This window comes from Streptococcus sp. ACS2 (assembly GCF_000525585.1).
Taxonomy (GTDB): Bacteria; Bacillota; Bacilli; order Lactobacillales; family Streptococcaceae; genus Streptococcus.
The window spans coordinates 107,906-132,621 of record NZ_JALT01000012.1; the positions used below are offsets into that span (position 1 = coordinate 107,906).

The following is a 24,716-nucleotide window of genomic DNA, read 5'->3' on the forward strand; positions in this document are numbered from 1 at the left end:
CCAATGAACAGATTAAGAAAACTTAAACATTTATTTCTAAACTATGTCGTTAGGGATAGGCGAAAGCCAGCCCAGAATCGACAGCACGTTGGTCAGAACCTTATGGTTCTCAGCATCTTTATCTTTTTCGTCTTTATTATCAACTTTGTGGTGATTATCGGGACAGACAGTAAGTTTGGTGTCGATTTGTCGACCCAGGCTGCTAAATCTTATAACACTAAGACCACAGTGGCTGCCAAGCGTGGGACGATTTACGACCGAAATGGAAATGTTTTGGCTGAGGATTCAACCAGTTATGCCATTTACGCTATCGTGTCGACCAGCTATGTGTCAGCGACTCAAGAAAAACTCTATGTCCAAGATAGTCAGTTTGACAAGGTTGCTGATATTTTAAAGGATAAGCTAGGAATTGAAAAGAGTGATTCCTTGGCCCAATTGCGTACTAAGGGTGCTTACCAGGTTTCCTTTGGACTAAAGGGGAAGGGGATTACCTACTCTGTTAAAGAAGAACTAGAAAAAGCCTTTAAAGATGCGGGAATTAAGGGGATGGCCTTTGAAGCAACAACGTCACGAATGTATCCTAATGGAACCTTCGCGTCAGAGTTTCTTGGTCGTGCCGAAGCTGTTGAAAATAAAAAAGACGGCTCATATTCTTTAATTGGTCAAACTGGTTTGGAGCGCTCGCTCAATAGCCTCTTGACTGGGACAGATGGTGAGGCCATCTATGAGAAGGATAAAAACGGTAATACGCTTCTTGGTACGGAAACCATTACCAAGGAAGCTATCGATGGTAAGAACATCTATACAACCTTGTCAGCGCCTCTCCAAACCTTCTTAGAAACGCAGATGGATACTTTTATGGAGCAGACGCAAGGGGTAAATGCTTCAGCGACAGTTGTTAATGCTAAGACAGGTGAAATTCTTGCAACGACACAACGTCCGACCTATAATTCTGATACCCTTGAGGGACAGGCTAAGAAGAATTATGACTGGGTTAACCGTCTTTACGAAGCTCAGTATGAGCCTGGATCAACCATGAAGGTCATGCTCTTGTCAGCTGCTATTAACAATGGAAGTTTCAATCCTAATGCGACCTATAGCAATGCCAACGGTATCAAGGTTGATGATGTTGAAATCAATGACTGGTCTATTAATGAAGGTATCTCGTCAGGCCGAACCATGTCATTTGCTCAAGGCTTCTCTTATTCAAGTAACGTTTTGATGACCATGTTGGAACAAGAGATGGGAGACAAGGTTTGGTCAAACTACCTATCACTCTATAAGTTTGGACTTCCAACCCGTTTTGGGATGGTAGGTGAATCTTCAGGGGTTGTCTCAAGAAACTCTGTGAATATTGCGCAATCATCCTTTGGACAAGGGATTTCAGTGACTCAGGTTCAGATGCTTCGTGCTTTTTCAGCTATCTCTAACAATGGTGTTATGTTGGAACCTCAATTTATCAAACAAGTTGCCGATGTTAACCAAGGCACTGTTCGTACGGCTAAGAAAGAAGTTATTGGTAAGCCAGTTTCCAAGCAGGCTGCTTCTGAGACCCGTAATTATATGATTTCTGTTGGTACAGACCCAGAGTTTGGTACCCTGTACAACAAGTCTGAAGGTTCGCCAATCATTAAGGTTGGTAACTATGATGTTGCGGTTAAGTCAGGAACAGCCCAAGTGGCCGATGAAAAAACAGGAACCTATAAAGTTGGGACCAACGAAACGCTCAACTCAGTTGTAGCTATGGTTCCTTCTGATGATCCACAATATGTTATGTATGTAACAGTTCAGGAACCTAAGACCTGGGATAATAATTTTTATGCGACGGTGGTTAACCCTGTCCTAGAAGAAGCTATGTCCATGGGTGATACGCTTGATACCTCTGTTTCTGAAGGTGGTGGAAAGACCGATGAAACGAGCTATCAAACCGGCGATATTATCGGTAAGAGTCCGGGCGAGACAGCTAACACCCTTCGTCAAAACTTGATTCATCCGATTGTTCTGGGTGTTGGTGATAAGATTGAGAAGGTTTCTGTAGATGCCAAAGCCAATATCAAGGCTAATGAACAGATTCTTATCATGACCAATGATTTCACAGAACTTCCAGACATGTATGGTTGGACCAAGAAGAACGTTGAAACCTTTGCCAAATGGAAAGGCATTAAAGTTACTTATAAGGGTGGCAAGTCAGGGACTGTTACCAAACAAAGTGTTGCGGCAGGAAAAGCCCTGTCTAAAACCAAGAAGATTACCATTACTTTAGGAGACTAAGATGACTATGAGTCTGATAGCAGGTGTGGCCGCCTTTGTGTTGACGGTGCTCGCCATGCCTCACTTTATTACTTACTACAAAATCAAGAAAATCGGTGGCCAACAAATGCATGAAGATGTGAAGCAGCATTTGGCTAAGGCTGGAACACCAACTATGGGAGGGACAGTCTTCCTAGTGGTTGCCATCTTGGTTAGCTTGATTTTTAACTTCCACGTCTTTAGCGAGGGCCACCAAGCCTATGGTGCTACAGTAGGGATTCTCTTTGTAATTTTGATTTATGGAATCATCGGCTTCCTTGATGATTTCCTTAAGATTTTCCGTCAAATCAATGAGGGACTTAAACCTTGGCAAAAGATGGCCTTGCAGATTATTGCGGGTTTGCTTTTCTACTTTATCCACGTACTCCCTAGTGGGACAGATAGCCTAGCTATTGGTGGATTAACCATTCATCTCGGTGTCTTTTATGTTCTCTTTGTCCTATTCTGGATTGTTGGTTTCTCAAATGCTGTGAACTTGACAGACGGTATTGATGGTTTAGCTTCTATCTCTGTGGTTATCAGCTTGATTGCCTATGGGATTATCGCTTTTGTCAAGGGTGAGTTCGCTATCTTGACTATCATTATCACTATGATTGGGGCTCTTCTTGGCTTCTTCGTCTTTAATCATAAGCCAGCCAAGGTCTTTATGGGAGATGTTGGTTCCTTGTCACTTGGAGCTATGCTTGCGGTTATCTCTATTGCCCTACGTGTAGAGTGGACCCTACTCTTGATTGGTGTGGTTTATGTCTTTGAGACAGCTTCTGTCATGCTACAGGTCAGCTATTTTAAATACACTAAGCGTAAGTATGGTGAAGGTCGTCGTATTTTCCGTATGACACCATTCCACCATCACCTCGAGTTGGGTGGTCTTTCAGGTAAGGGTGACAAATGGTCAGAGTGGAAGGTTGATGCTTTCCTTTGGACAGTTGGAGCACTTGCAAGTGCCATTACCCTTTGGATGGTTCTTGGAAACGTTATGAAATAAATGAAAAGAGCAGAAATGCTCTTTTTCTGTTATAATGATAGGGATAGACTAGATAGAAAAGAAGTAACTAAGCATGTCATTTAAAGATTTTAATTTTAAAACATTTATTCAGGAGGCTCTTGACGAGATTAAGTTTAAAGAGCCAACACCTGTTCAACAGAAATTGATTCCTGTAGTCCGTTCAGGTCGTGATTTGGTTGGTGAATCAAAGACGGGTTCAGGGAAGACACATACCTTCCTCTTGCCAATTTTTGAGAAACTAAATCCAGAGAGTGGTGATGTTCAGGTTGTTATTACAGCACCATCACGTGAATTGGCGACACAAATTTACCAAGCGACAAAACAAATTGCCAAACACTCTGAAACTGAAATTCGTGTTGTTAATTACGTAGGTGGTACGGACAAGCAACGTCAAATTGAGAAACTCAAGGTAGCCCAACCTCATATTGTTATCGGGACACCAGGGCGTATCTATGACCTTGTTAAGTCTGGTGATTTGGCTATCCACAAGGCCCATACTTTTGTTGTTGACGAAGCTGACATGACCATGGATATGGGATTCTTGGATACTGTAGACAAGATTGCAGCAAGTCTGCCTAAGGAAGTTCAAATTTTGGTCTTCTCAGCAACCATTCCTCAAAAATTGCAACCATTCTTGAAGAAGTATTTGACCAATCCAGTCATGGAACAAATCAAAACCTCAACAGTTATTGCGGATACCATTGATAACTGGTTGGTATCTACCAAGGGTCGCAACAAGAATGAACAGATTCTTGAGATGCTTAAGGGGATGCAGCCGTATCTAGCAATGATTTTCGTTAATACCAAGGAACGTGCTGATGATTTGCACAGTTACCTAGTGTCAAATGGTCTTAAAGTAGCGAAAATTCACGGCGGTATTCCACCACGTGAACGTAAGCGTATCATGAATCAAGTCAAGAAGCTTGATTTTGAGTACATTGTAGCGACGGACCTTGCGGCGCGTGGGATTGACATTGAAGGGGTTAGCCATGTAATCAATGATGCCATCCCTCAAGACTTGTCCTTCTTTGTTCACCGTGTAGGACGTACTGGACGTAATGGCTTGTCAGGAACAGCCATCACCCTCTATCAACCAAGCGACGACTCAGATATTCGTGAGCTTGAAAAGATGGGGATTACCTTTGAACCTAAAGTCTATAAGGACGGCGAGTTTCAAGATACCTATGACCGCGACCGTCGTGCCAATCGTGAAAAAGCCTATCAAAAACTTGATACGGAAATGATTGGTTTGGTTAAGAAGAAAAAGAAAAAAATCAAGCCTGGCTACAAGAAGAAAATTCAGTGGAAAGTTGACGAAAAACGCAAACGTGAGCGTCGTACAGCTAACCGTGCTAAGGGGCGAGCTGAGCGTAAAGCTAAGAAGCAAAGTTTCTAAGTATTGGCTTCTAGGTGAGAGCAAATTTTAATTTAAAAATTCAAGAGGTTGAAACCAAAGTGTTTCAGCTTTTTTGATTATTATCAAACTTTTTGGAAACTCAAAAGACCTTATTTAGTTTGAAGATATATTTTTCTTTTGAGCCTAAGGTCTCAAAACTTCCCAACGCTTATGACTACAAAGTCTTAGTCGTCATTATCACAGCGACAAGTCTCAGTATATGCTCACTACACTCGCAAAATAATTGGCTGTCTTAAGAACTGAAACTATGACAGATTTTAAATAGTTTTATCACAGACATTTTTAAGAAGCTTTCCGTTTAAAGTAAAATAATGTGTAAGTTTGAGGTTATTAGTTGAGTCAACTCTCAAAATCAGGTAGTGACATTTATGTCACTACTTTTTTGTTGGCTTTCTATCTATAATACAATCATAGCTTTTGAGAAAAGGCTAAAAAATATTTTAAAGGAGGTTGTTTTAATGACGACACAAATCATTAACAATTTTAACTCACTTAATTCCGAAGATCTTTCTACTGTTAAGGGTGGAGCATGTAGTTTTTGGGGAGCTACAGCTGCCGTAGGCGTCGGGGCTGTTGGAGGAGCCATTAAAGGTGGTATTCAAACAGGTACTTGGCAAGGTGCAGCCTTAAAGGGTATTGGTTATGGTATTAAAGATGGGATTACTTATGGACTTATTTGTCGTTATTAGGCGATTACTGAGTCAATTTTTTGGCCAAATAGTACTTGCTCTCCTAATTTATGGGCTTATATTCTTTGCTTGGCAACACTTTAGAGGAGAAATTTTCTCAATTGTGTGCATCTATGTCAGTATATCCCTAGCAGATGACGTCTATCATCTCGCAGAAGAATATGTTAAAAAGAAAGTTAACTAGGAATACGTTCCTGTTTGAAAAATAGCATGTAAAAACTTGGCAGAATGATTGTCAAGTTTTTTTATAGCAAAAGTGCTACAATAGGAGTCATGAAAGACACGATTCGAATTCTTCATATCAATGATTTACACTCTCATTTTGAACAGTATCCACAACTCAAGCGAGCTGTGGATGATTTGAGTCAGACGGATAGAGAGTTGATTAAGGTAGATCTTGGGGACAATGTGGATAAGTCCCATCCCTTATCTGATGCGACAGCCGGGCGTTTTAATGTAGCCCTGATGAATGAGTTGGGGATAGACTATGCGACTATTGGAAATAATGAGGGGATTGGTCTGGCCAAGGATGAGCTAGACTGTCTTTATGAGCAGGCTAAGTTTCAGCCTATCATAGGAAATCTCAAGGATGAGGGGAGACAGCCTGAATGGGCCAAGTCCTATCTTATCCACAGAACTAAAGCAGGTACAAACATTGCTTTCTTAGCCTATACCTTCCCATATTACATCACCTATGCTCCCAATGGTTGGCAGGTGTTAGAGCCTATGGCTAGGTTGGAAGAGGATTTGGCTCGTCCTGAGGTAAAGGATGCAGACATAGTCGTCGTTCTTAGCCATCTGGGTGTACGCTATGATGAGCAGATTGCAGAGACTTATCCGCAGGTAAACCTTGTCATCGGGAGCCACACGCATCACCTTTTTGAAGAGGGGAAATTAGTCAATGAAACCTATTTGGCAGCTGCTGACAGATATGGCTATTATCTTGGCTGTATTGACCTTACTGTGGAAAATGGGCGATTGATAGAATGTCAGATTGAGGCTATCCCCACCAAGTCCTACATCTTGGATTTAGACAAGGAGGACGAAACCTTTATCAAGGCTATGCGTGAGGAAGGCCATCGTCGTTTAGCTCAGAAAAAAGTAGCTAATCTAGGTCGAGAACTAGATTTTGATGAGACCTGTCAATTGGTTTTACAGGCTGTTTGTCAGGAGACCGATAGCCAATTAACGCTTTTAAATACTGGACTTATCATGAAAACACTAGGTCCTCAAGTGACCATGGCAGACCTGCAAGAAGCCCTTCCTCACCAGATGCGGATGGCACGTCTAGTCGTGACAGGACAAGAACTCAAAGAAATCTGTCAGGAAGTTTTTACTAAGGCTGAACTCCTTAAAAATCAAGCTATTAAAGGTATGGGATTCAGAGGGAAGACATTTGGTGAAGTAATCACAGGGAATTTTGCTTACAAAAACGGTAATTTGTTGTATAATAGAAGGGTTGTAGATTCCAATGAGAAGTTTAGTTTGGTCCTTGTGGACCAGTACTACTTTGCTTCTTACTTCCCTACAATTAAGGAAAAGGAGGTTACTCTTCTTTTTCCAGATTTGTTAAGGGAACTTGTGGCCAAGTATTTAGGAAAAAATGGTGCCAATTGGGATAAGATATAGAGACATTATTACAGCATCAGGATAGAAAATAAGAGAGAGCAGAAAGGATGGCACATGCGTAAAGAAATCTTGCCAGAAATGTTTAATTATAATAAATATCCAGGGCCAGACTTTGTGTATGTGGCTGATCTTCTGAAATCAGATGCCTGTCAGTTTACAGTTCTTGAAAATCACAAGGATGCTTTAGACGCTACCCGCTTTGGGCAACGTTTTTCTGAAATCATGCTCAAGTATGATTATATCGTTGGGGACTGGTCTAATGATCAGCTTCGTCTTAAGGGATTTTACGAGGACGAGCGCCCTAATACGCGTAAGACAGACCGCATTAGCCGATTATCGGAGTATTTGCGTGAATACTGTGCCTTTGGCTGTGCTTACTTTATTTTGAAAAATGAAGAGCCGCAGTTAATCGTCTTTGAAGAGGAGATGGAGCCTCGTCGCAAGCGCCGTCGTTCTAATAATCGTCGTAATGCTTCTCAGGAATCTAGAGATAGAGAGCGCAATGCTTCTCAAAAGAATAAGGGGCAAAAAGCTTCTGCTAAGCAAAAGCCAGACAAGTCCAAACGAAGAGATAGGGATCAAGAGGGTCCAAGCTTTGAGAAAATCAAGCGTCGCCCTAAGTTCAAATCTAGATCCGAGGACGGTGGTCGTGAGCGTAAGCCTAACTTCAAGAAGAGTCAGAAGCAAGCTCCAAAATCTAAAGGTCAAAACACCCCATCGAAGAAACAAAGCCAGACCAAGTCAGATGGTCAGCATTTCACAATCAGAAAAAAAGGAAATTAAACTATGTCAGAAGTAACAACACAAGCAAAACCAGAACGCCGTAAACGTCAGAAGTTAGAGGATATGGAAGGCTACAAACCTTCTATTTATGGTCTTACTCGTGACGAGTTGATTGATTGGGCTATGGAACACGGTGAAAAGAAATTCCGTGCTACTCAAATTTGGGATTGGCTTTACAAGAAGCGTGTGCAATCTTTCGAAGAAATGACCAACATTTCAAAGGATTTCATTGCTAAATTGAATGAGAATTTCTGCGTAAACCCATTGAAACAACGTATCGTTCAAGAATCTAAAGATGGTACCGTTAAATATCTTTTTGAATTGCCAGATGGTATGTTGATTGAGACGGTTTTGATGCGTCAACACTATGGTTTGTCTGTCTGTGTGACAACTCAGGTTGGATGTAACATCGGTTGTACTTTCTGTGCCAGTGGTTTGATTAAGAAACAACGTGACTTGACTGCTGGTGAGATTGTGGCGCAAATCATGTTGGTACAAAAATACTTTGATGACCGTGGCGACGGTGAACGTGTCAGCCACGTGGTTGTTATGGGTATCGGTGAGCCATTTGATAACTATGACAATGTGCTTCGCTTCTTGCGTACCATTAACAATGACAATGGTCTTGCTATCGGAGCGCGTCACATTACCGTGTCAACATCTGGTTTGGCACCAAAAATCAAGGAATTTGCTAACGAAGGTGTTCAAGTTAACCTTGCCGTGTCACTTCACGCGCCTAACAATGACCTTCGTTCAAGCATCATGCGTATCAACCGCTCGTTCCCACTTGAAAAACTCTTTGAAGCTATCGAGTATTACATCCAAACAACCAACCGTCGTGTAACTTTTGAGTATATCATGCTTAATGAGGTCAATGACCATCCTGAAAATGCACAAGAGTTGGCGGATTTGACTAAGAAAATCCGTAAGTTGTCATACATCAACTTGATTCCATATAACCCAGTATCAGAGCACGACCAATATAGCCGTTCAACGAAAGAACGTGTGGCTGCCTTCTACGATGTGCTCAAGAAAAATGGGGTTAACTGCGTGGTTCGTCAAGAGCACGGTACAGATATCGATGCTGCTTGTGGACAATTGCGTTCAAACACTATGAAACGCGACCGTCAAAAGGCAGTGGCAGAAGCTTCTGGTAAATCAGAAGGTAAGTAAGATGTTTCAGCTTAAGACTTGGGTAGATAAGGATGGAGAACTAACACCAAAAGGAAGAAAGCTAAGCCGAGTTTTGGTCTGTGCTTATCTCCTTTGTTTAGTGCTCCTATGTTGGACACCCCAGTACGGGCTAGTTGAAGGTGTTGAAACCCCTGGTATTCAACATTTTGGTCGTGTCGTGGTCCTATTAACCCCATTCAATAGTTTGACCAACTTTTATCAGCTAGATAGTCTTAAAGAGATTGTCTTTGTGCTTGGGCAAAATGTGACCAACATTTTCTTGCTGAGTCCGCTGATTTTAGGGCTTTTAGCCTTGTACCCAAGATTCAGGTCTTGGAAAAAGGTCCTTTTAGCGACTTTTGCCATGTCTTTGGCGATTGAGGTCGGACAAGTGATTCTAGACCTTCTCATTGATGCTAATCGTGTCTTTGAGCTAGATGATTTATGGACCAATACTTTGGGTGGTTTGGTGGCACTAGGTGCCTACCGCCTTCTTGTAAAACTGATTCAAACGCATTTTAAAGAGTAAAAAACCTGGGAGCTTACGCGTCTCAGGTTTCACTTATTTTCTATCATACAAATACAACACATTCAAAAGAGGGAAAAATGAATAAACACGTTTGGAGAAATAATGAAACATTTAATGATGACAGTAGTCACCGTATTAACGTTAGGAGTAACAATGACGATGGTTAAGGCAGATACCTATCAAAGTGGCCGTGATGCCGATATCATGCGAGAAAGAGGACAGGTTTGGAATTATTCTGAGGCTAAGAGAGAGCCTCAATTAGCTAACTACAACACCGATGGTCGCTATCTCAGTGAGGCAACTAACTTTGAATTGTACAATTTTGTCAGAGAGTATAAGACATCTGATGAAATCAGACGCATTTGGAACCCTAAGAAAGATGAATCCGTTATCCATGATAAGGATAGCTACTCTATGGATGATGGGCACAAGGTCTATAATTTTGATTCCTTTGCTTATCAATTGCCAGAGTCTACTGATTTTGGGAAGTTATCTTATATTGGTCACTTTCAGTTAGAAGATGGCACAATCTATCGCTATTGGAAGTAACCTTATCATACGAGACTTATACGAGGTCTATTATTAACCATTTGTAAGGATAGGAGGAGTAACTTGTCTTTTAAAGAATCAATCATTGCAAAACTTTGGTGGTTTTTCAAGTTAGAAAAACGCCGGTATATTGTCGGGATTTTGGCACTGAGTCTGGTTTCGGTTCTCAATCTGATTCCTCCTATGGTTATGGGGCGGGTCATTGATGCTATCACATCGGGAAAATTGACCAATCAGATCTTGCTTCTGAATCTCGTATATTTGCTTTTGGCAGCTCTGGGGATGTACTATTTGCGCTATGTTTGGCGCATGTATATCTTGGCGACTTCTTATCGCTTAGGCCAGATTATGCGTTCACGCCTTTTTGAGCATTTTACTAAGATGTCGCCTTCTTTTTATCAAAAGTACCGAACTGGGGACCTCATGGCCCATGCAACCAATGATATCAACTCTTTAACCCGCTTGGCTGGCGGGGGCGTCATGTCAGCCGTGGATGCCTCTATCACAGCCTTGGTAACCCTAATCACCATGTTTTTCAGCATTTCCTGGCAGATGACACTGGTGGCTGTCTTACCCCTCCCCTTCATGGCTTTTGCGACTAGTCGTTTAGGACGCAAGACCCATAAAGCTTTTGGAGAATCCCAGGCAGCCTTTTCAGAACTTAATAATAAGGTCCAAGAGTCGGTATCAGGTATCAAGGTAACCAAGTCTTTTGGCTATCAGGAGGCTGAGCTTCAGTCCTTCCAAGAGACCAATAAGATGACCTTTAAAAAGAATATGCATACCATGAAGTATGATAGCCTTTTTGATCCTTTGGTCTTACTCTTTGTTGGCTCATCCTATGTTTTGACCCTTCTTGTCGGTGCCTTTATGATTCAGGCTGGTCAGATAACGGTCGGAAATTTGGTAACCTTCATTACCTATTTGGACATGCTGGTTTGGCCTCTAATGGCCATTGGCTTCCTCTTTAATATCACACAGAGAGGAAATGTGTCCTACCAACGTATTGAAAATCTTCTGGAGCAGGAATCAGATGTTCAAGATCCTGCGCACCCTCTCCCAAGTATTGAAAATGGTCGCTTAGAATATGCGATTGACCGCTTTGCCTTTGAGGATGAGGATACTTTGAGAGATATTCATTTCACCTTGGACAAGGGGCAAACCCTTGGTTTGGTTGGACAGACTGGCTCAGGAAAGACGGCCCTTGTCAAGTTGCTCTTGCGGGAGCACGATGTTAATCAAGGAGCCATCTATTTGAATGGTCATAACATCCGAGATTATCGCCTATCAGACTTGCGTAGCTTGATGGGCTATGTTCCTCAAGACCAGTTTCTCTTTGCCAGCTCCATTTTAGACAATATCTGCTTTGGTAATCCGGATCTCTCCTTTGACAAGGTAGAAGAAGCGACTAAGTTAGCTCAAGTTTATGATGACATCAAGGATATGCCTGAAGGCTTTGAAACAATCATTGGTGAAAAGGGTGTCAGCCTATCAGGCGGTCAAAAACAACGTCTGGCCATGAGTCGGGCCATGATTTTGGATCCAGATATTTTGATTTTGGACGACTCCCTATCTGCGGTTGATGCCAAGACAGAATATGCTATTATTGACAATCTCAAACATACCCGCAAGGACAAGACAACTATCATTACCGCCCATCGTCTGAGTGCGGTGGTGCACGCTGACCTTATCTTAGTCATGCAGGATGGTCGTATCATTGAACGTGGCCGTCATGAGGATTTGCTAGCTCAGGGTGGTTGGTATGCCAAGACCTATGAGTCTCAACAGTTAGAAATGGAAGGAGGAGAAGAAGATGATGCCTAATCAAAACCAATGGTCTGTGTTTAAGCGTCTCTTGACCTATCTCAAGCCTTACAAATTCTTGACCTTTCTAGCTTTAGCCTTCCTCTTGTCCACAACGGTTATCAAGAGTATTATTCCCCTTGTGGCCTCTTATTTTATTGACCACTATCTTCATGATATGAATCAGGCGGCAAGTTTAATTCTGATTGGTTACTATGGTCTTTATCTTTTGCAGACACTAGTTCAGTATTTGGGAAATCTCTTTTTTGCGCGTGTGTCCTACAGCATTGTCAGGGATATTCGCCGAGATGCCTTTGCCAATATGGAGAAACTAGGCATGTCTTACTTTGACAAAACTCCAGCAGGCTCTATCGTTTCCCGCTTGACCAATGATACAGAGACTATTAGTGAGATGTTCTCAGGGATTCTGTCTAGCTTTATTTCGGCTATCTTTATATTTGTTACCACCCTTTACACCATGATGATCTTGGACATTCGTCTGACCGGGCTTATTGTGCTCTTTCTTCCTCTGATTGTTCTTTTGGTTAATCTCTACCGCAAAAAATCAGTGGTCATCATTGAAAAGACCAGAGCCTTGCTTTCAGATATAAATGCCAAACTGTCAGAGAGTATCGAAGGGATTCGCATCATTCAGGCCTTTAACCAAGAGAAACGCCTCAAAAAAGAGTTTGATGCCATTAATGAGGAACACCTGATTTACGCCAGCCGTTCCATGTCACTGGATTCTCTCTTTCTACGCCCAGCCATGAGTTTACTGAAGCTCCTGGGCTATGCTGTTCTCATGGCCTACTTTGGCTACCGAGGTATCTATTTGGGCATCACAGCGGGGACCATGTATGCCTTTATCCAGTACATTAACCGCCTCTTTGATCCCTTGATTGAAGTGACACAAAACTTCTCAACCTTGCAAACCTCGATGGTCTCAGCAGGTCGGGTCTTCGCCTTGATCGACGAGCGCACCTATGAACCTGAGCAGAGAGGCACAGATGCCAAGGTTACTGAGGGGAATATTCGCTTTGAAAATGTCTCCTTCTCCTATGATGGCAAGCACCAGATTTTAGATAGTATTTCCTTCTCTGTCAATAAAGGAGAAACCATCGCCTTTGTCGGTTCTACAGGTTCCGGAAAATCCTCTATTATCAATGTCTTTATGCGTTTCTATGAGTTCCAATCAGGACGAGTTCTTCTTGACGGTGTGGATATTCGCGATTATAGTCAGGCAGAGCTACGTAAGAACATTGGTCTTGTCCTTCAGGAACCCTTTCTCTATCATGGTACAATCAAATCCAATATTGCCATGTATCAAGATTTAACTGATGAAGAAATCAAAGCCGCTGCTGAGTTTGTGGATGCCAACCACTTTATCGACAAACTTCCAGAAGGTTATGAAGCTCCAGTTTCCGAACGAGGTTCAAGTTTTTCAACCGGTCAACGTCAGCTTCTAGCCTTTGCTAGGACCGTTGCTAGTCAGCCTAAAATCTTGATTTTGGATGAAGCGACAGCCAATATTGATTCGGAGACAGAGGCTATTGTCCAAAACTCTCTAGCAAAAATGCGTCAAGGACGTACAACCATTGCCATTGCCCACCGCCTATCGACTATCCAAGATGCCAACTGCATCTATGTCTTAGACAAGGGCCGCATCATCGAACACGGTAGCCACGAGGAACTCCTAGCCCTTGGTGGTACCTATCATAAGATGTACAGCCTACAAGCAGGTGCAATGGAAGGAGCGTAAGCTAATCTAGACCATAGATTTTATATTCGAAAAGATTTCTTAAAAATCAAAATCGAGTAGTGACATTTATGTCACTACTTTTTTGTTGGCCTACAACTTATAATAAAACCATAGCTTGAGAGAAAAAGCTAAAAAATAATATTTTAGGAGGTTGTTAGAATGACAACACAAACAATGAACAATTTTGAAACACTCGATCTCGAGGCACTTGCAAACGTTGAAGGTGGCGGATGGGTTAAGTGTTATGCCGGCACAATCGGATCTGCTCTAGTAGGATCAGCTGGAGGCCCAGTAGGTTACTGGGGAGGAGCTTTAGTTGGTTATGCCACATTCTGCTAATATTTAGATGACCCTATGCTTAAAGATAAAAAAATGTATTTATTAGCCATTTTCCTTTTAGGATTTGGCATTGCTAACCTTTTTAGAAATTTAGATTTTGTACATCATATCATTAATTTGGTAGGGTTGGCATTAATCACTTATAGTTTGATTTTTAGTAAATGGGAGCGACTCAAAAAATAGGTGGATTCCTGTCAGTAATCATCTAGGAATTGGTAAGTTGTGTCAACTGAAAAATTATATTTATGGATATTGTTTTTCTGACATCAGCTAAAAGAAATCGGAAAAAAGTAGTGACATTTATGTCACTACTTTTTTGTGGCCTATCACCCTATAATAAAATCATAGCTTGAAAGAAAGAGCTAAAAATAGTTTAGGAGGTTGTTAGAATGATAAGGCAAACAAATAACACTTTTGAAACACTCGATCTCGAGGCACTTGCAAACGTTGAAGGTGGTGATGGATTATGTTTGATTTGAAAAGTTATATTTTAGGGATGGCTTTCATGGCTGTGATGAGTTTTTTAGATAAGCCTATTATGTCATTTCTTGAAAAACACAAAGTTACCAATTCCGCTAAAAAGAAATTCTAATTGAGATACCTTGTCAATTGCTAGTCTGTGAATAGCTTTGCACAGAAAGCTAAAAACACTTTAAGGAGAAAAGTATGTTCAAAAACTCAAAACCGTATTTACTGGCTACCATTCTCATAGGAATGGGCCTCGCTAATCTATTTAGAAGTTTGGATGCAGTCCATCATACCATTAATTTGCTAGGCCTAACCTTGCTTCTTTATAGTCTTCTTTTTAAAAAATGGGTACAGTTTAAAAAGTAACTTTTGGCCCCTTTGAACGTGAGGTCCTTGTAAATGCTTATTTTTGATGTTCCCGAAGTAAAATTATTCTTGCTAATGATAGCGGAGATTGTATTATATTTGATTGTTTTTCTTTGTAATAGAAAAGACAAAGATATGTATATTCGCTTATTTAAAGTATCTGTACTAATGACACTACTGTATTACATCTCCAGTAGAATTTAATCGCTAAGGACTTACTTGAGATCTTACAACAGTAGAATAAAATACAGAAAGGAATAGCGTTAAATGTAATAGCTTATTCAGTCTACAAGACTGACTGAGGTTATTCATAGCTTAATTGTTTTATCATGAAGTTAAAGAATATTAGTCCGAGAGTATTGCGATTTTTTAGGGTCGCTACTGCTATATTGGCAGTTTTCCTTATAAGTACCAGTATTTCTCTCTACAAAAGCAAGACTTCTCCAGAGATTTGGTTAGCAGTCGGAGCACTAGCTTTAGTAGTCATTTTTGTAAATGGGCTGCTCTACTGTATGCTTAAGAAGCGTTCCGATTCAGTAAATCCGTTAATAATATGGCAGTCCTTCATTGTCTTTCTGGTCATCTCATTTCTAGTGCTTTGTGTAGAGTTTTACACCTTACTAACATTCAGTGATACCACAGACCGCATAGTACTAGTCGTATTAATGCTTTTGTTAATTCTCTGTGATTTTCTAGCTTACTTGCAAGTCAAAAAATATTTTAAAAGATAGAAAATATAGTAACCATTTGTGACATTATTCAATTTACGTTGCATAAAGTGCATAAAAGCGCTATAATAAGAAAGTGATTAATGAAAAATGTGAAAATTAGAGTAGGATTTCTATGGCTTGAAAGAAGTTCTTCTATCGTATAGACAAAACTTACAGTGTCTGGGTTTTCAAAAATGTCATGAAAGGAGGATTACTATTGGAACAATCTGTTTTTTCTAGAAAATACATAATATTTATCCTACAAGTTATCTTGGCTGTCTGTATTCAATGTGTGATAACATTTTTCTGGCATCAAGAAAGAACATTTTTATTTTATATCTTGTCACTTTATGTTTCTTTATCGTTCTCTGATGATCTTAGTCAGCTGATTTTTAGAAATGAGAAGTGATGTATTTGTTTTAAGCAGCATGGAAAGTGACAGATTCGTGTCTTTAGCCATGCTAGATTCAGAATAATAGCCAATCATTCTTTAGATAACGCTCTAGTAGTTTATGTAAATGACTCTAGTAGAAAAGGAATTACCATGGTGATATTACAAAAAATTAGTTCTGCTGTGTTACGTTCTTTACGTGTCGTATCAGCAATCTTAGGAGTAGTCATTGGGAATATAGCTTTAAATCCTCTATCTAGTCAGCATCCAATCTGGATTTGGCTACCATTTAGGACCTATAGCTATTTTTTGGGACGCTGGCTTTTAAATGACTATCAGGGTGCTATACTAAAGATGTGATTGAAAAATTAGTTAAAAGAAATAAGGAGGTTTTCTTAATGACAGGACTTAAATGGTTTGCAGGAGGCAAAGAGAGACGAGAACAAGCAGTAGCTATCATCGATGAAGTAATTGAAACTATTGGAGATAAGCCAGATTATGCTGATTTGAAGCAGGTCCTGCACTCCTACCGAACGGAACTTGCAGACTCTCGTTCAGCCACTCCCTATATCTTAAGCAGGATGTCACTGGAAATATCCGAAGTGGTCAGAAAAGACCAGCTAACCTTGTCTCCCTTTATCGAGGAGCGAATGGCAGATTTGCGAAAATTGCTAGCGATTCGTTATGGCTATTGATGTCATTAGGGAGGATTTCTTGGTTTTAAGGTTGAGTTGTTCATTGAGAATTTGTCTTATTTCACTGTCTTGGCTACATCATTTGTTTAAATAACATTAAAATGAATCGTAAAAATTGAAGATTAAATCTTGTTTATTTCCACACAATAAAAAAATCCCATGGGAGTTCTCATCCTATGGGATTTTTTTGTGATAAAAAGCTAATAAGGCAATGTCATCTGACTTTGGCTTAGGTCCACGGTCAATTCATAGTCGCTATTGTCACGAATAGTGTGCTCAAAGTCTGTGGTATAGAGAACAAGTCGGAGTTTGTCGCCCTTGTTGAGTTTGTAGATGGTTGGTTGCAAATCCAAACCGATAGTCATCCATTCATTTGGAGTGACATTCTCAATGCTAAGGAGGTTCTTGCGATTTTGCAGGTTAAGGTGTCCTTTGGTAATGATACGGTATTTTGCCTGCTTGAATGGCAATTCACGTAAGGCTTCTTCCTTGAAGAGACGGCCGTTATCTAGATTCATGCGTTTGAGTGCGGGAATAGGTGCGAGATACTTCTTGTCACCCATTTCTAGAACTTGGGCCGAAATGAGACCACGGTTTGTATTAGACTTAACCTTGAGCTCTAGGTGGACACGACCATTAATCTGGATATCTTGGTCCAGTTCAAAGTCCAAGGTAATGGCATTGGCTTTGTCTGCAAAGAGGTAATCCTTGAAGCTTTGGTAAGCTTTACCGTATTTGGTGAAGGTTTCCTCTTCGTAATGGTTAGCGATGCTAGCTTCAGCCTGACCAAGCTGAATGTGTTTAGCATTCTCATGACCAAAGTTATCGAGAACCTCCCAGGTCTGCTCAGACTGGTTATTTTGCCAGATAACAGTAGGTAGTGTGTAGCCATTCTCCAAACCAAGGAGTTTCTGACAAATCAAGGCGTTCATGCTTTCTCGGAAGTCAATAGACTGCCAGGCATTCATGTAAACGTGGGCACCATTGTGGAAGAAGAGGTGTTTTTCAAGAGAGTATGGAAGAGCATTGAACATTTGATAGACGTTAATCGGTTTGACATTCCAATCCTGGCTACCATGTGTAAAGACAACAGTGGCTTTGACACGGTCTGCGAACTGCACATAGTTACGGTCATGCCAAAACTGGTTATAGTCTCCATGCTTACGATCAATAGCCGTACTTAGCTCCTTAAGGTAGGCCTCGTAGTCTTTTTGGTGGCGTAGGTATTCTCCAGCCAATAGGGCACGAGAGTAGGTGAATTCAGTCAAGGTATCGAGATCCTCACCAGGGTAGCCTCCAGGACTAACGAGGAGGCCGTTTTCACGGTAATAGTCGTACCAAGAAGAAATACCCGCTTCAGCAATAACCATTTCCAAACCTTCAACGCCAGTTGTAGCAAGGGCGTTGGACATGGTACCTAAGTATGAAAGTCCAGTAGTAGTCACCTTACCAGAAGCCCAATCAGCAGTGATTGTATGCTGTCTGCTACGGCTAGTAAAGGCGCGTGCACGACCATTGAGCCAGTCGATGACAGCTTTATAGGCCAGAATTTGTTGATAGTCTCCAGAGGTCATGAAACCTTCTGAGTTGAAGGTACCGACACCGGATACATAGATAGAGGCCACACCACGAGCTAACATGTAATCGTTAAGTGTGTAGGTATCTGTGTGAGCAAAACGCTCCTGAGTCTTTGTGACAGGATTGATAGGCGTAAGGTCTGCCTCTGGTACCTTGATTTCAGGTTGTTTAAGAGAGATTTTACCTGCTGGTTTGACGAGCAAGTCTCCCTCCATCTTGTGGGTGAGCTTATCTGAAGCAGGCTCATTAGTCCCTTGTTGATAAGGACTTGCGGTCATCATGGCTGGAACTGGGAAGTCCACATCAGGACGTAGGATAGTCACCTTGACCAAGTCTAACTGCCCGTCTTTATCAGTATCTACAGGTGTTTCGACATAAACCACTTCACGGTGAAGCTGATTAGTGTCAAATGTTGCTAAGCTCTTACCATTAAAGAAGACGTAGTCATTACTTACAGGGATTAAATCCTGAGCTACTAACTGATCAATTAAGGTATTGCCAGACTGTGTGCGTGTCGCCAACAATTGATGCAGGTTGTTAAGACTACCATCAAAAGTGATTGGAAAGGCCATTTTCTCTAGGAAAGCAGCACTGTCTGTAAAGTCCACATTAGGGACAAAGCCTAGCAGTTGAAGGGCTACCAAGCCAAAGACTTCAGCAGTCAAAGGACCATCTGATTGGAAGAAGGTTAGGAGGTCAGTCTCTGAATCAGCAATCCAATTTTTCAAAGCCAAATCAGTATCTTCAAAGAAAAGGAAGGACTTGCGAACAAAGGCTTCAAAATTGGCCTTGGAACTAGCATCTAGAGAGACTTCAAAGCCCAAAGAACGGAGTTCCTGACAAGCTATTTCAGGACTAACTGGGATGTAACTAAACTGATTAAATTTCATATTCAAAAACCTCAAAAATAATACGTAAACATTTCAGAAATATCTTTACATCAGACATTATACTTGATAAAATGATAGATGTCTAAATTATTGTAAAATCGAAAGGAAATAAAGAGACAAATGAATGATTTTCTAAAAGAAGCGTTCACCAGTGAATGGGTTTTGAAATACCTCACTGAGTTTATCGCGACTGCTTTTCTTGTAGCCCTTGGTAATGGTGCCGTTGCCAACGTTGAGCTTAAGGGAACAAAAGGTAACAAATCTGGTTGGATTGTAATCGCCTTTGGTTATGGTTTTGGTGTTATGATGCCAGCCCTTATGTTTGGTGATGTTTCTGGTAACCACATCAACCCTGCCTTCACACTTGGACTTGCTGCATCTGGCTTGTTCTCATGGGTAGGTGTTCCTGGATACCTTATTGCACAACTTCTTGGTGCCTTTGTAGGTCAAGCTATCGTGGTTTGGGTTCACCAACCTTACTATGTACAAACTGAGAATCCAAACAATATTCTTGGTACCTTCTCAACGATTTCAGCAGTTGACACTCATGATGACACACCAGAAAATCGTAACCGTGCTCTCCTTAACGGTTTTGTTAACGAGTTCGCTGGTTCATTCCTTCTCTTCTTTGGTGCCCTTGCTTTGACGAATAACTACTTTGGTCACAAGCTTGCTCAACAAGCTCTTGCTGTTGGTTACACTAAAGAAATGGTTGACGGACAATTCCACGGAGCTCTTGAAACAGCTCACATCGGTGTTGGTTTCTTGGTTTGTGCCTTGGTTCTTTCATTTGGTGGACCTACAGGACCAGCCCTTAACCCAGCCCGTGACTTGATGCCACGTCTTCTTCACCACATCTTGCCAACATCAGTTCTTGGTGAGCACAAAGGTGATTCTAAATGGTGGTATGCATGGGTTCCAGTTGTGGCGCCAATCCTTGCAGGACTTTTGGGAGTATACTTGTTCAAAGCCCTCTATCTTTAATCAATAATAAAAAATCTGAAGCCAATGCTTCAGATTTTTTTATGCTTAAAATTTTGAACGTAACAAAAAAACTGAGAAAGCATTCTCAGTTACATAGGAGTAGTCATAACCAGAATTGTAGCACCTAAGGTGTAAAGGTTCCACAAAACATGAAGTGTGATACTTGTAGATAAGTTCTCTCTTTTTTGGTAGACCATAGAGAGGGCCAAACCCATTCCGATATAAAGGAGGAGATGGGCAAGATTGGTAGGCATGTGGAAGAGACAAAAGAGACCGGTACTCACTAAAACAGCAACTGTCGAATAAGGAGACAACCAAGTGAAAATCCACTTACGAAAGAGCAGTTCTTGTAAGAAGGCTGTAGTCATCATACCAATCGCTACTGGTAGGATAGGCGTTGTCGTAAGGGTTCTTTGAAGTTCTGCATGGTAGTTGGTGTGAGTCAGTAGCATAAGATTGCTCCCAATAACTCCCATCAGAAAAATAAGCACAAAGCCCCAGATAATAGCTTTAGTATCCTTTCGGTCTAGTCTAAAGTGAGTAATCAAACCTTCATTTTTAGCCCAAAGATAGGTAATATAAAAAATAATGAGATTGACAGCGATAATTCCCCAGCTTTCAAGGCTAGTGAAGGTCAACCCAGTCTGATTGTTATATGACGTTGTCATACCTAAAGCCAGGTTTGGGATAGCTATCATCAGCAGTAAAAAGAATCCCTGATAGGTATGTCTAAACGCCAAATGATTGACGAGAGTTTTCATAGTCTCTATTATACTCTAAAATGAGGAAATAGCTAGTCCTAAGGTAAATATAATATAATGATTTTCATAATTTATGTGAAAGAATGTGAAAAAATTACAATCCTGTTTTTTCTTAGGAAAATCCTTGTCACACAGGCTCTTTTCGGATAAAATAGAAAAGAATGGAGGTTGTCATGACGCAATCAGGGAATTTTAAGTTTCACACACCAATCTTTCGTGTGAATAACAGACAAGAAAATATTGATTTTTACCAAAATACATTAGGATTTAAGCTTTTGACTGAGGAAAATGCCCTTGCGGTCTTCACAGATTGGACAGACCGTAACTCACTTTTTGTGATTGAGGAGTCACCAGCTTACCGTTGCCGTGCGGTTGAAGGCCCTAAGAAAATTAATAAAGTGGTTATCAAGGTTTCAGATCCACTTGAGATTGAGTACCTTTTGGCGCGTGATGATCACCAAGCCAAGGCTATTTTCCAAGGGGAAAAAGGGTATGCTTTTGAAACAATCTCACCTGAGAATGGTCTTATTTTGATGCATGCCGAAGATGACTTGTCTACTCTCAAGACAGTCGAGTACGCAGATGTTGAAGAAAAAGAAGATTTCAAAGGAGTGTCAGACTTTACGGTCGAGTCTTTGACCTTGAACGTTGTTGATACAGCTCAAGCAGCTTTCTTTTACGACAATCTTTTTGGTGAAGAATTGCCTTTGTCTATCCACTTTGAGAAAGCAGAAGGTCCTGACCTCCAAGTGAGTCCAGACCAGACTTGGGATTTGGAAATTCTAGAATTTAAGGTAGCTGAAGACTACGACTTGGTTGCCTTGCATGAGAAACTTGAAAAGGAACAGTTCTCAAGTTATCTAGATACTAAAGAAAGCCTACTCGCACTGACTGATATGAGTAATATTGAGGTTTGGCTAACAAAATAATGACTAATTTTAAACAAACATTGTCAACAATTACAGACTACATCAAGGCTGACATCTTCCCGGGTGCCAGCCTTGCACTTTATGACGGACAAGATTGGCAGGAGCATTATCTAGGAACTCAGGATGGAAATATTCCGGTAGTTCCAGGACTGACCTATGATCTAGCTAGTGTTTCCAAGGTGGTAGGAGTAGGGACCCTCTGTCTTTTCTACTTGCAGGCGGGAAAATTGGACTTGGACGAGAAACTATCGACCTATTATCCTGCAGTAGTGGATAAGACGCTAACTCTTCGTCAGCTTCTTTCTCACAGTAGCGGCATTGATCCTTTTATTCCAAACCGTGATGAGTTAGACCAAGCTGGCTTGATTTCTGCTATTAATGCCATCAAAGTTAAGGATGATAAACCTTTCTTGTATACCGATATTAATTTTATTCTCCTAGGCTTGATGCTTGAGAAAGTCTCTGGACAAACACTGGATAAGCTCTTTGACAGCGAAATTTTTCAACTTTTTGGTATGACTGAAACACGGTTTGGGCCAGTTGAGGTTGCTGTTCCAACTGTTGAGGGAATTCCGGGAGGAACTGTTCACGATCCCAAGGCTCGAGTGCTCAAAGAGCATACAGGTTCAGCAGGCCTCTTTTCAACCCTAAAGGACTTAGAAATCTTTGTTGACCATTATTTGACGGATGATTTTGCTAAAAATCTGACGCAGAATATCAGCCAATCCAATAAGGAGCGCAGTGTCGCTTGGGACCTTCAAGGCGATTGGATTCTTCATACTGGTTATACAGGTACCTTTGTGCTTATCAATATCCCAGCTCAACGTGCAGCTATTTTCCTCAGTAATCGTACTTACTACAAGGATGAGAGAGCTCAATGGATTAAAGACAGAGATGTTTTAATTGAGATAATGAAGAAGGAGCTGATTCGTGAAACGGTCGAGTAGACATTCTAAGGAAAGCAAACTTGTCCCTTGGTTTTTGAGTCTCCTCTTTTGTGTGCTTAACGGGAGTAGTCTCTTTGTCTGTGGTATGTTTTTTGGGGTGATGGTCGACTTGTTGGCATTTGATAAAGATTCCTTCTATTTAGGTGTTCTTGTATTTTCTTGTATAGTAGTCCCTATAATCGCTTCTTCTTATATCTTGATAAGAGAGATACTATACAAATTGATTCATTGCCTTAGTTATCGTGCCCAACCTGATTTGAAAGTCATTCGTATGAGGAGAGGATTTGATATTCACTTTCCTGTATTTGAAAAGTACAGTCAGGACTATAAGTTACTCTACAAGAAGCGTTCCAAGAAGCTTCAAATAGGGTATTTGCTTATATGTTTAGGATACTTTAGTGGACTTAGCCTTATAATGATTACCTTTACAGTTCTATTGAGAGGACTGTTTGAGCTCCTAGAACTAGAATCAAAACTGTCATCTTCTGAATATAAACAATTTCTTGGTTTTTTGGTCTGCATGGGAGTGTTTGTCCTTCTTTTTAAAGGGCAGAAATACTGGAAAAAGATCGTAGAGACATTAAAGAAAAGAGAATATGTATCAGTTCTTGCTGTCGAGCATGGCTATCCTATATCTGCGACAAAAGAAGAAGCTTAAGCAGTTGACCTACTGCTTAAGCTTTTTTACTTAGTAATGATTTTTCAACAGTAATGTGTTGGATACCAGCCTCTTCAAAGATTTTACCGACTTCCTGATAGCCATTATTGAGGTAGAACTTAAGTGCCCTGAGTTGAGCATGGAGAGAAATAGTCTGGAAGCCTTGCTCTTGTGCAAAATCTTCAGCTTCTTTCAAGAGAATGCTTCCCAGACCTTGGCCTTGGTAGGCCTCGAGCACCGCCATACGTTGGAGGGTAAGCTGAGTCAAATCTTTATTAGGCAGTAGGCGTACGGTTGCTGCAGCCTTGTCTTTATCATCGTATAAAACAAAGTGAATACAGTAGGCTTCATTTGCGTCAATCTCGATAGAGTGAGGAACTCCTTGCCCTTTAACGAAAACGGTGTTCCGAATAGCCACAGCATCTAGATAAGTCTCTGAAAGTGTATCTCTTGTATGTTTGATAATCATAGAACCAGTGTAACAAAGATTCTAGTATATCGTCAACGAAAAAAAGCTTGATGAGAGGAGTAGTCATCAAGCTCTTTATCTTGTTTTATTCATTTATCTTTCGACCGTTTGTATCTTGGATAGGACGGTTATTTTCAAATCCAAGGGTTTGAGTGAATTTCTCCACTTGTTCCTTGCTGACAGTTTCTTGATTCTTGAAGACAATCCAGTTAACACCTTCAGTACATGGAGGTGTTGTTAGGGAACCTTCAAAGTTGTAGTAGTCCTTGTCTTCAGGATAGAAATCATCAAGTGAGATGGCCTGAGAAAGCTCAGTTTCAGTATTGGCCGCCTGAGGCATTTTGTCCCAGATTTGTTTTAAAGATTGATTTTCATCGCCATAATTATAGAGAACGGAGACAACTGTGATTTTCCCATTATCTGTTTTATAGACGAAGTGCCCCTCTAGAGGATAAGTCTGACCATCAATTTCATTCTCAGCTGGTGCGTGAAAATGGAACTGTTGCAACTTGTAAACTTCGTTACCAATTGTTAGGGTATTCTTTGGATTTTTGAAGCTGACTTCAATAGTATGCCCATTATTTTCAACTTGAGCTTCTGATTCTTGATTATTAAGGTTTAGTTCAGGAACATCAACGTCCTCAGCTCCGGTGATATTGATCGGAGATTGTTCTTTACCATTTTTGCTGAGTTCATAATCTTTCGAAAGGTCACCCCAATGGTCTGGACCAGTAGAGCCAGTATAACCCCATTGAACGTCCTTGGACTTTGAGTTTTCGGTTTTTGTCTCGGATTGGCAGGCTACGAGTAGGACTGTACTTGCTACGAGAGCTACTAATCCAATTAGCTTAAAACTTTTCTTATTCATCTTTCTTCCTTATACT

23 protein-coding genes are annotated in these 24,716 nt (G+C 40.9%); 19 read left to right on the top strand and 4 right to left on the bottom strand.

Translation table 11 applies throughout. From position 1 onward, the window contains the following. Positions 1–3 precede the first annotated feature (3 nt). The 15 genes from pbp2x (at position 4) to HMPREF1517_RS01895 (ending at position 16,616) form a co-directional block, all read left to right on the top strand. Positions 4–2,271 carry a penicillin-binding protein PBP2X gene (gene pbp2x, locus HMPREF1517_RS01820; RefSeq protein WP_037599114.1) on the top strand — a complete coding sequence of 756 codons (2,268 nt, stop codon included), beginning with the start codon at positions 4–6 and terminating at the stop codon, positions 2,269–2,271. A 1-nt stretch (position 2,272) separates the two neighbouring features. Next, a complete protein-coding gene (mraY, locus tag HMPREF1517_RS01825; protein ID WP_002891748.1) occupies positions 2,273–3,295 on the top strand; it encodes a phospho-N-acetylmuramoyl-pentapeptide-transferase in 1,023 nt (340 codons plus the stop codon). A gap of 73 nt (positions 3,296–3,368) precedes the next feature. After that, entirely contained in the window at positions 3,369–4,712 is a 1,344-nt protein-coding gene (locus tag HMPREF1517_RS01830; protein WP_037599115.1) for a DEAD/DEAH box helicase, read from the top strand. Positions 4,713–5,191: 479 nt separating this feature from the next. Then, on the top strand, positions 5,192–5,422 hold the full coding sequence (locus HMPREF1517_RS01835; protein WP_002884558.1) for a Blp family class II bacteriocin: 231 nt from the start codon (positions 5,192–5,194) through the stop codon (positions 5,420–5,422). Between the two features lie 273 nt (positions 5,423–5,695). Next, positions 5,696–7,051 carry a bifunctional metallophosphatase/5'-nucleotidase gene (locus HMPREF1517_RS01845; protein ID WP_037599117.1) on the top strand — a complete coding sequence of 452 codons (1,356 nt, stop codon included), beginning with the start codon at positions 5,696–5,698 and terminating at the stop codon, positions 7,049–7,051. A gap of 54 nt (positions 7,052–7,105) precedes the next feature. Further along, positions 7,106–7,834 (top strand): YutD family protein, encoded by a 729-nt coding sequence (locus HMPREF1517_RS01850; protein ID WP_037599118.1) that lies wholly within the window; start codon positions 7,106–7,108, stop codon positions 7,832–7,834. A 63-nt stretch (positions 7,835–7,897) separates the two neighbouring features. Beyond that, the gene (gene rlmN, locus HMPREF1517_RS01855; protein WP_096832658.1) at positions 7,898–9,007 is read left to right on the top strand and encodes a 23S rRNA (adenine(2503)-C(2))-methyltransferase RlmN; all 1,110 of its coding nucleotides are present in this window, start codon (positions 7,898–7,900) and stop codon (positions 9,005–9,007) included. A 1-nt stretch (position 9,008) separates the two neighbouring features. Next, complete coding sequence (locus HMPREF1517_RS01860; protein WP_037599119.1) at positions 9,009–9,536, top strand: VanZ family protein; 528 nt, start codon at positions 9,009–9,011, stop codon at positions 9,534–9,536. Positions 9,537–9,638: 102 nt separating this feature from the next. Continuing rightward, the gene (locus HMPREF1517_RS01865) at positions 9,639–10,085 is read left to right on the top strand and encodes a hypothetical protein (protein WP_002891741.1); all 447 of its coding nucleotides are present in this window, start codon (positions 9,639–9,641) and stop codon (positions 10,083–10,085) included. Positions 10,086–10,148: 63 nt separating this feature from the next. Further along, complete coding sequence (locus tag HMPREF1517_RS01870) at positions 10,149–11,909, top strand: ABC transporter ATP-binding protein (RefSeq protein ID WP_037599120.1); 1,761 nt, start codon at positions 10,149–10,151, stop codon at positions 11,907–11,909. Then, complete coding sequence (locus HMPREF1517_RS01875; RefSeq protein ID WP_002891739.1) at positions 11,899–13,647, top strand: ABC transporter ATP-binding protein; 1,749 nt, start codon at positions 11,899–11,901, stop codon at positions 13,645–13,647. The genes HMPREF1517_RS01870 and HMPREF1517_RS01875 overlap by 11 nt, the downstream gene beginning before the upstream one ends. Positions 13,648–13,806: 159 nt before the next feature. Beyond that, the gene (locus HMPREF1517_RS01880; protein ID WP_002891738.1) at positions 13,807–13,986 is read left to right on the top strand and encodes a Blp family class II bacteriocin; all 180 of its coding nucleotides are present in this window, start codon (positions 13,807–13,809) and stop codon (positions 13,984–13,986) included. Between the two features lie 389 nt (positions 13,987–14,375). Beyond that, positions 14,376–14,465 (top strand): ComC/BlpC family leader-containing pheromone/bacteriocin, encoded by a 90-nt coding sequence (locus tag HMPREF1517_RS10415; protein WP_141760019.1) that lies wholly within the window; start codon positions 14,376–14,378, stop codon positions 14,463–14,465. A gap of 684 nt (positions 14,466–15,149) precedes the next feature. After that, complete coding sequence (locus HMPREF1517_RS10765; protein ID WP_002891731.1) at positions 15,150–15,551, top strand: hypothetical protein; 402 nt, start codon at positions 15,150–15,152, stop codon at positions 15,549–15,551. Positions 15,552–16,319: 768 nt separating this feature from the next. After that, the gene (locus tag HMPREF1517_RS01895) at positions 16,320–16,616 is read left to right on the top strand and encodes a bacteriocin immunity protein (protein WP_021143666.1); all 297 of its coding nucleotides are present in this window, start codon (positions 16,320–16,322) and stop codon (positions 16,614–16,616) included. A 200-nt stretch (positions 16,617–16,816) separates the two neighbouring features. Here HMPREF1517_RS01895 and HMPREF1517_RS01900 read toward each other — a convergent pair whose 3' ends face one another. After that, entirely contained in the window at positions 16,817–19,084 is a 2,268-nt protein-coding gene (locus HMPREF1517_RS01900; RefSeq protein WP_037599122.1) for a Xaa-Pro dipeptidyl-peptidase, read from the bottom strand. 120 nt (positions 19,085–19,204) lie between these two features. Here HMPREF1517_RS01900 and gla point away from each other — a divergent pair, with 120 nt between their 5' ends. Further along, the gene (gla, locus tag HMPREF1517_RS01905; protein WP_037599123.1) at positions 19,205–20,068 is read left to right on the top strand and encodes an aquaglyceroporin Gla; all 864 of its coding nucleotides are present in this window, start codon (positions 19,205–19,207) and stop codon (positions 20,066–20,068) included. Between the two features lie 89 nt (positions 20,069–20,157). Here gla and HMPREF1517_RS10150 read toward each other — a convergent pair whose 3' ends face one another. After that, complete coding sequence (locus HMPREF1517_RS10150; RefSeq protein WP_232219553.1) at positions 20,158–20,736, bottom strand: CPBP family intramembrane glutamic endopeptidase; 579 nt, start codon at positions 20,734–20,736, stop codon at positions 20,158–20,160. Between the two features lie 266 nt (positions 20,737–21,002). Between HMPREF1517_RS10150 and HMPREF1517_RS01915 the strand changes: the two genes are divergently transcribed. Genes HMPREF1517_RS01915 through HMPREF1517_RS01925 form a run of 3 tightly spaced genes read left to right on the top strand, consistent with a single transcriptional unit; the run spans position 21,003 to position 23,363 of the window. Beyond that, positions 21,003–21,758, top strand: coding sequence for a CppA family protein (locus tag HMPREF1517_RS01915; protein WP_022495893.1), 756 nt, complete (start codon positions 21,003–21,005; stop codon positions 21,756–21,758). Next, positions 21,758–22,705: a serine hydrolase domain-containing protein gene (locus HMPREF1517_RS01920; RefSeq protein ID WP_037599124.1), complete on the top strand. Its 948-nt coding sequence runs from the start codon at positions 21,758–21,760 to the stop codon at positions 22,703–22,705. The genes HMPREF1517_RS01915 and HMPREF1517_RS01920 overlap by 1 nt, the downstream gene beginning before the upstream one ends. Next, positions 22,689–23,363: a hypothetical protein gene (locus HMPREF1517_RS01925; RefSeq protein ID WP_037599125.1), complete on the top strand. Its 675-nt coding sequence runs from the start codon at positions 22,689–22,691 to the stop codon at positions 23,361–23,363. Before HMPREF1517_RS01920 ends, HMPREF1517_RS01925 begins: the two co-directional genes overlap by 17 nt. 16 nt (positions 23,364–23,379) lie before the next feature. On the opposite strand, the gene HMPREF1517_RS01930 is transcribed toward HMPREF1517_RS01925, so the two are convergent. After that, a complete protein-coding gene (locus HMPREF1517_RS01930; protein WP_037599126.1) occupies positions 23,380–23,832 on the bottom strand; it encodes a GNAT family N-acetyltransferase in 453 nt (150 codons plus the stop codon). Positions 23,833–23,917: 85 nt separating this feature from the next. Continuing rightward, complete coding sequence (locus HMPREF1517_RS01935) at positions 23,918–24,700, bottom strand: carbonic anhydrase (RefSeq protein ID WP_037599127.1); 783 nt, start codon at positions 24,698–24,700, stop codon at positions 23,918–23,920. Between the last annotated feature and the right edge of the window lie 16 nt (positions 24,701–24,716).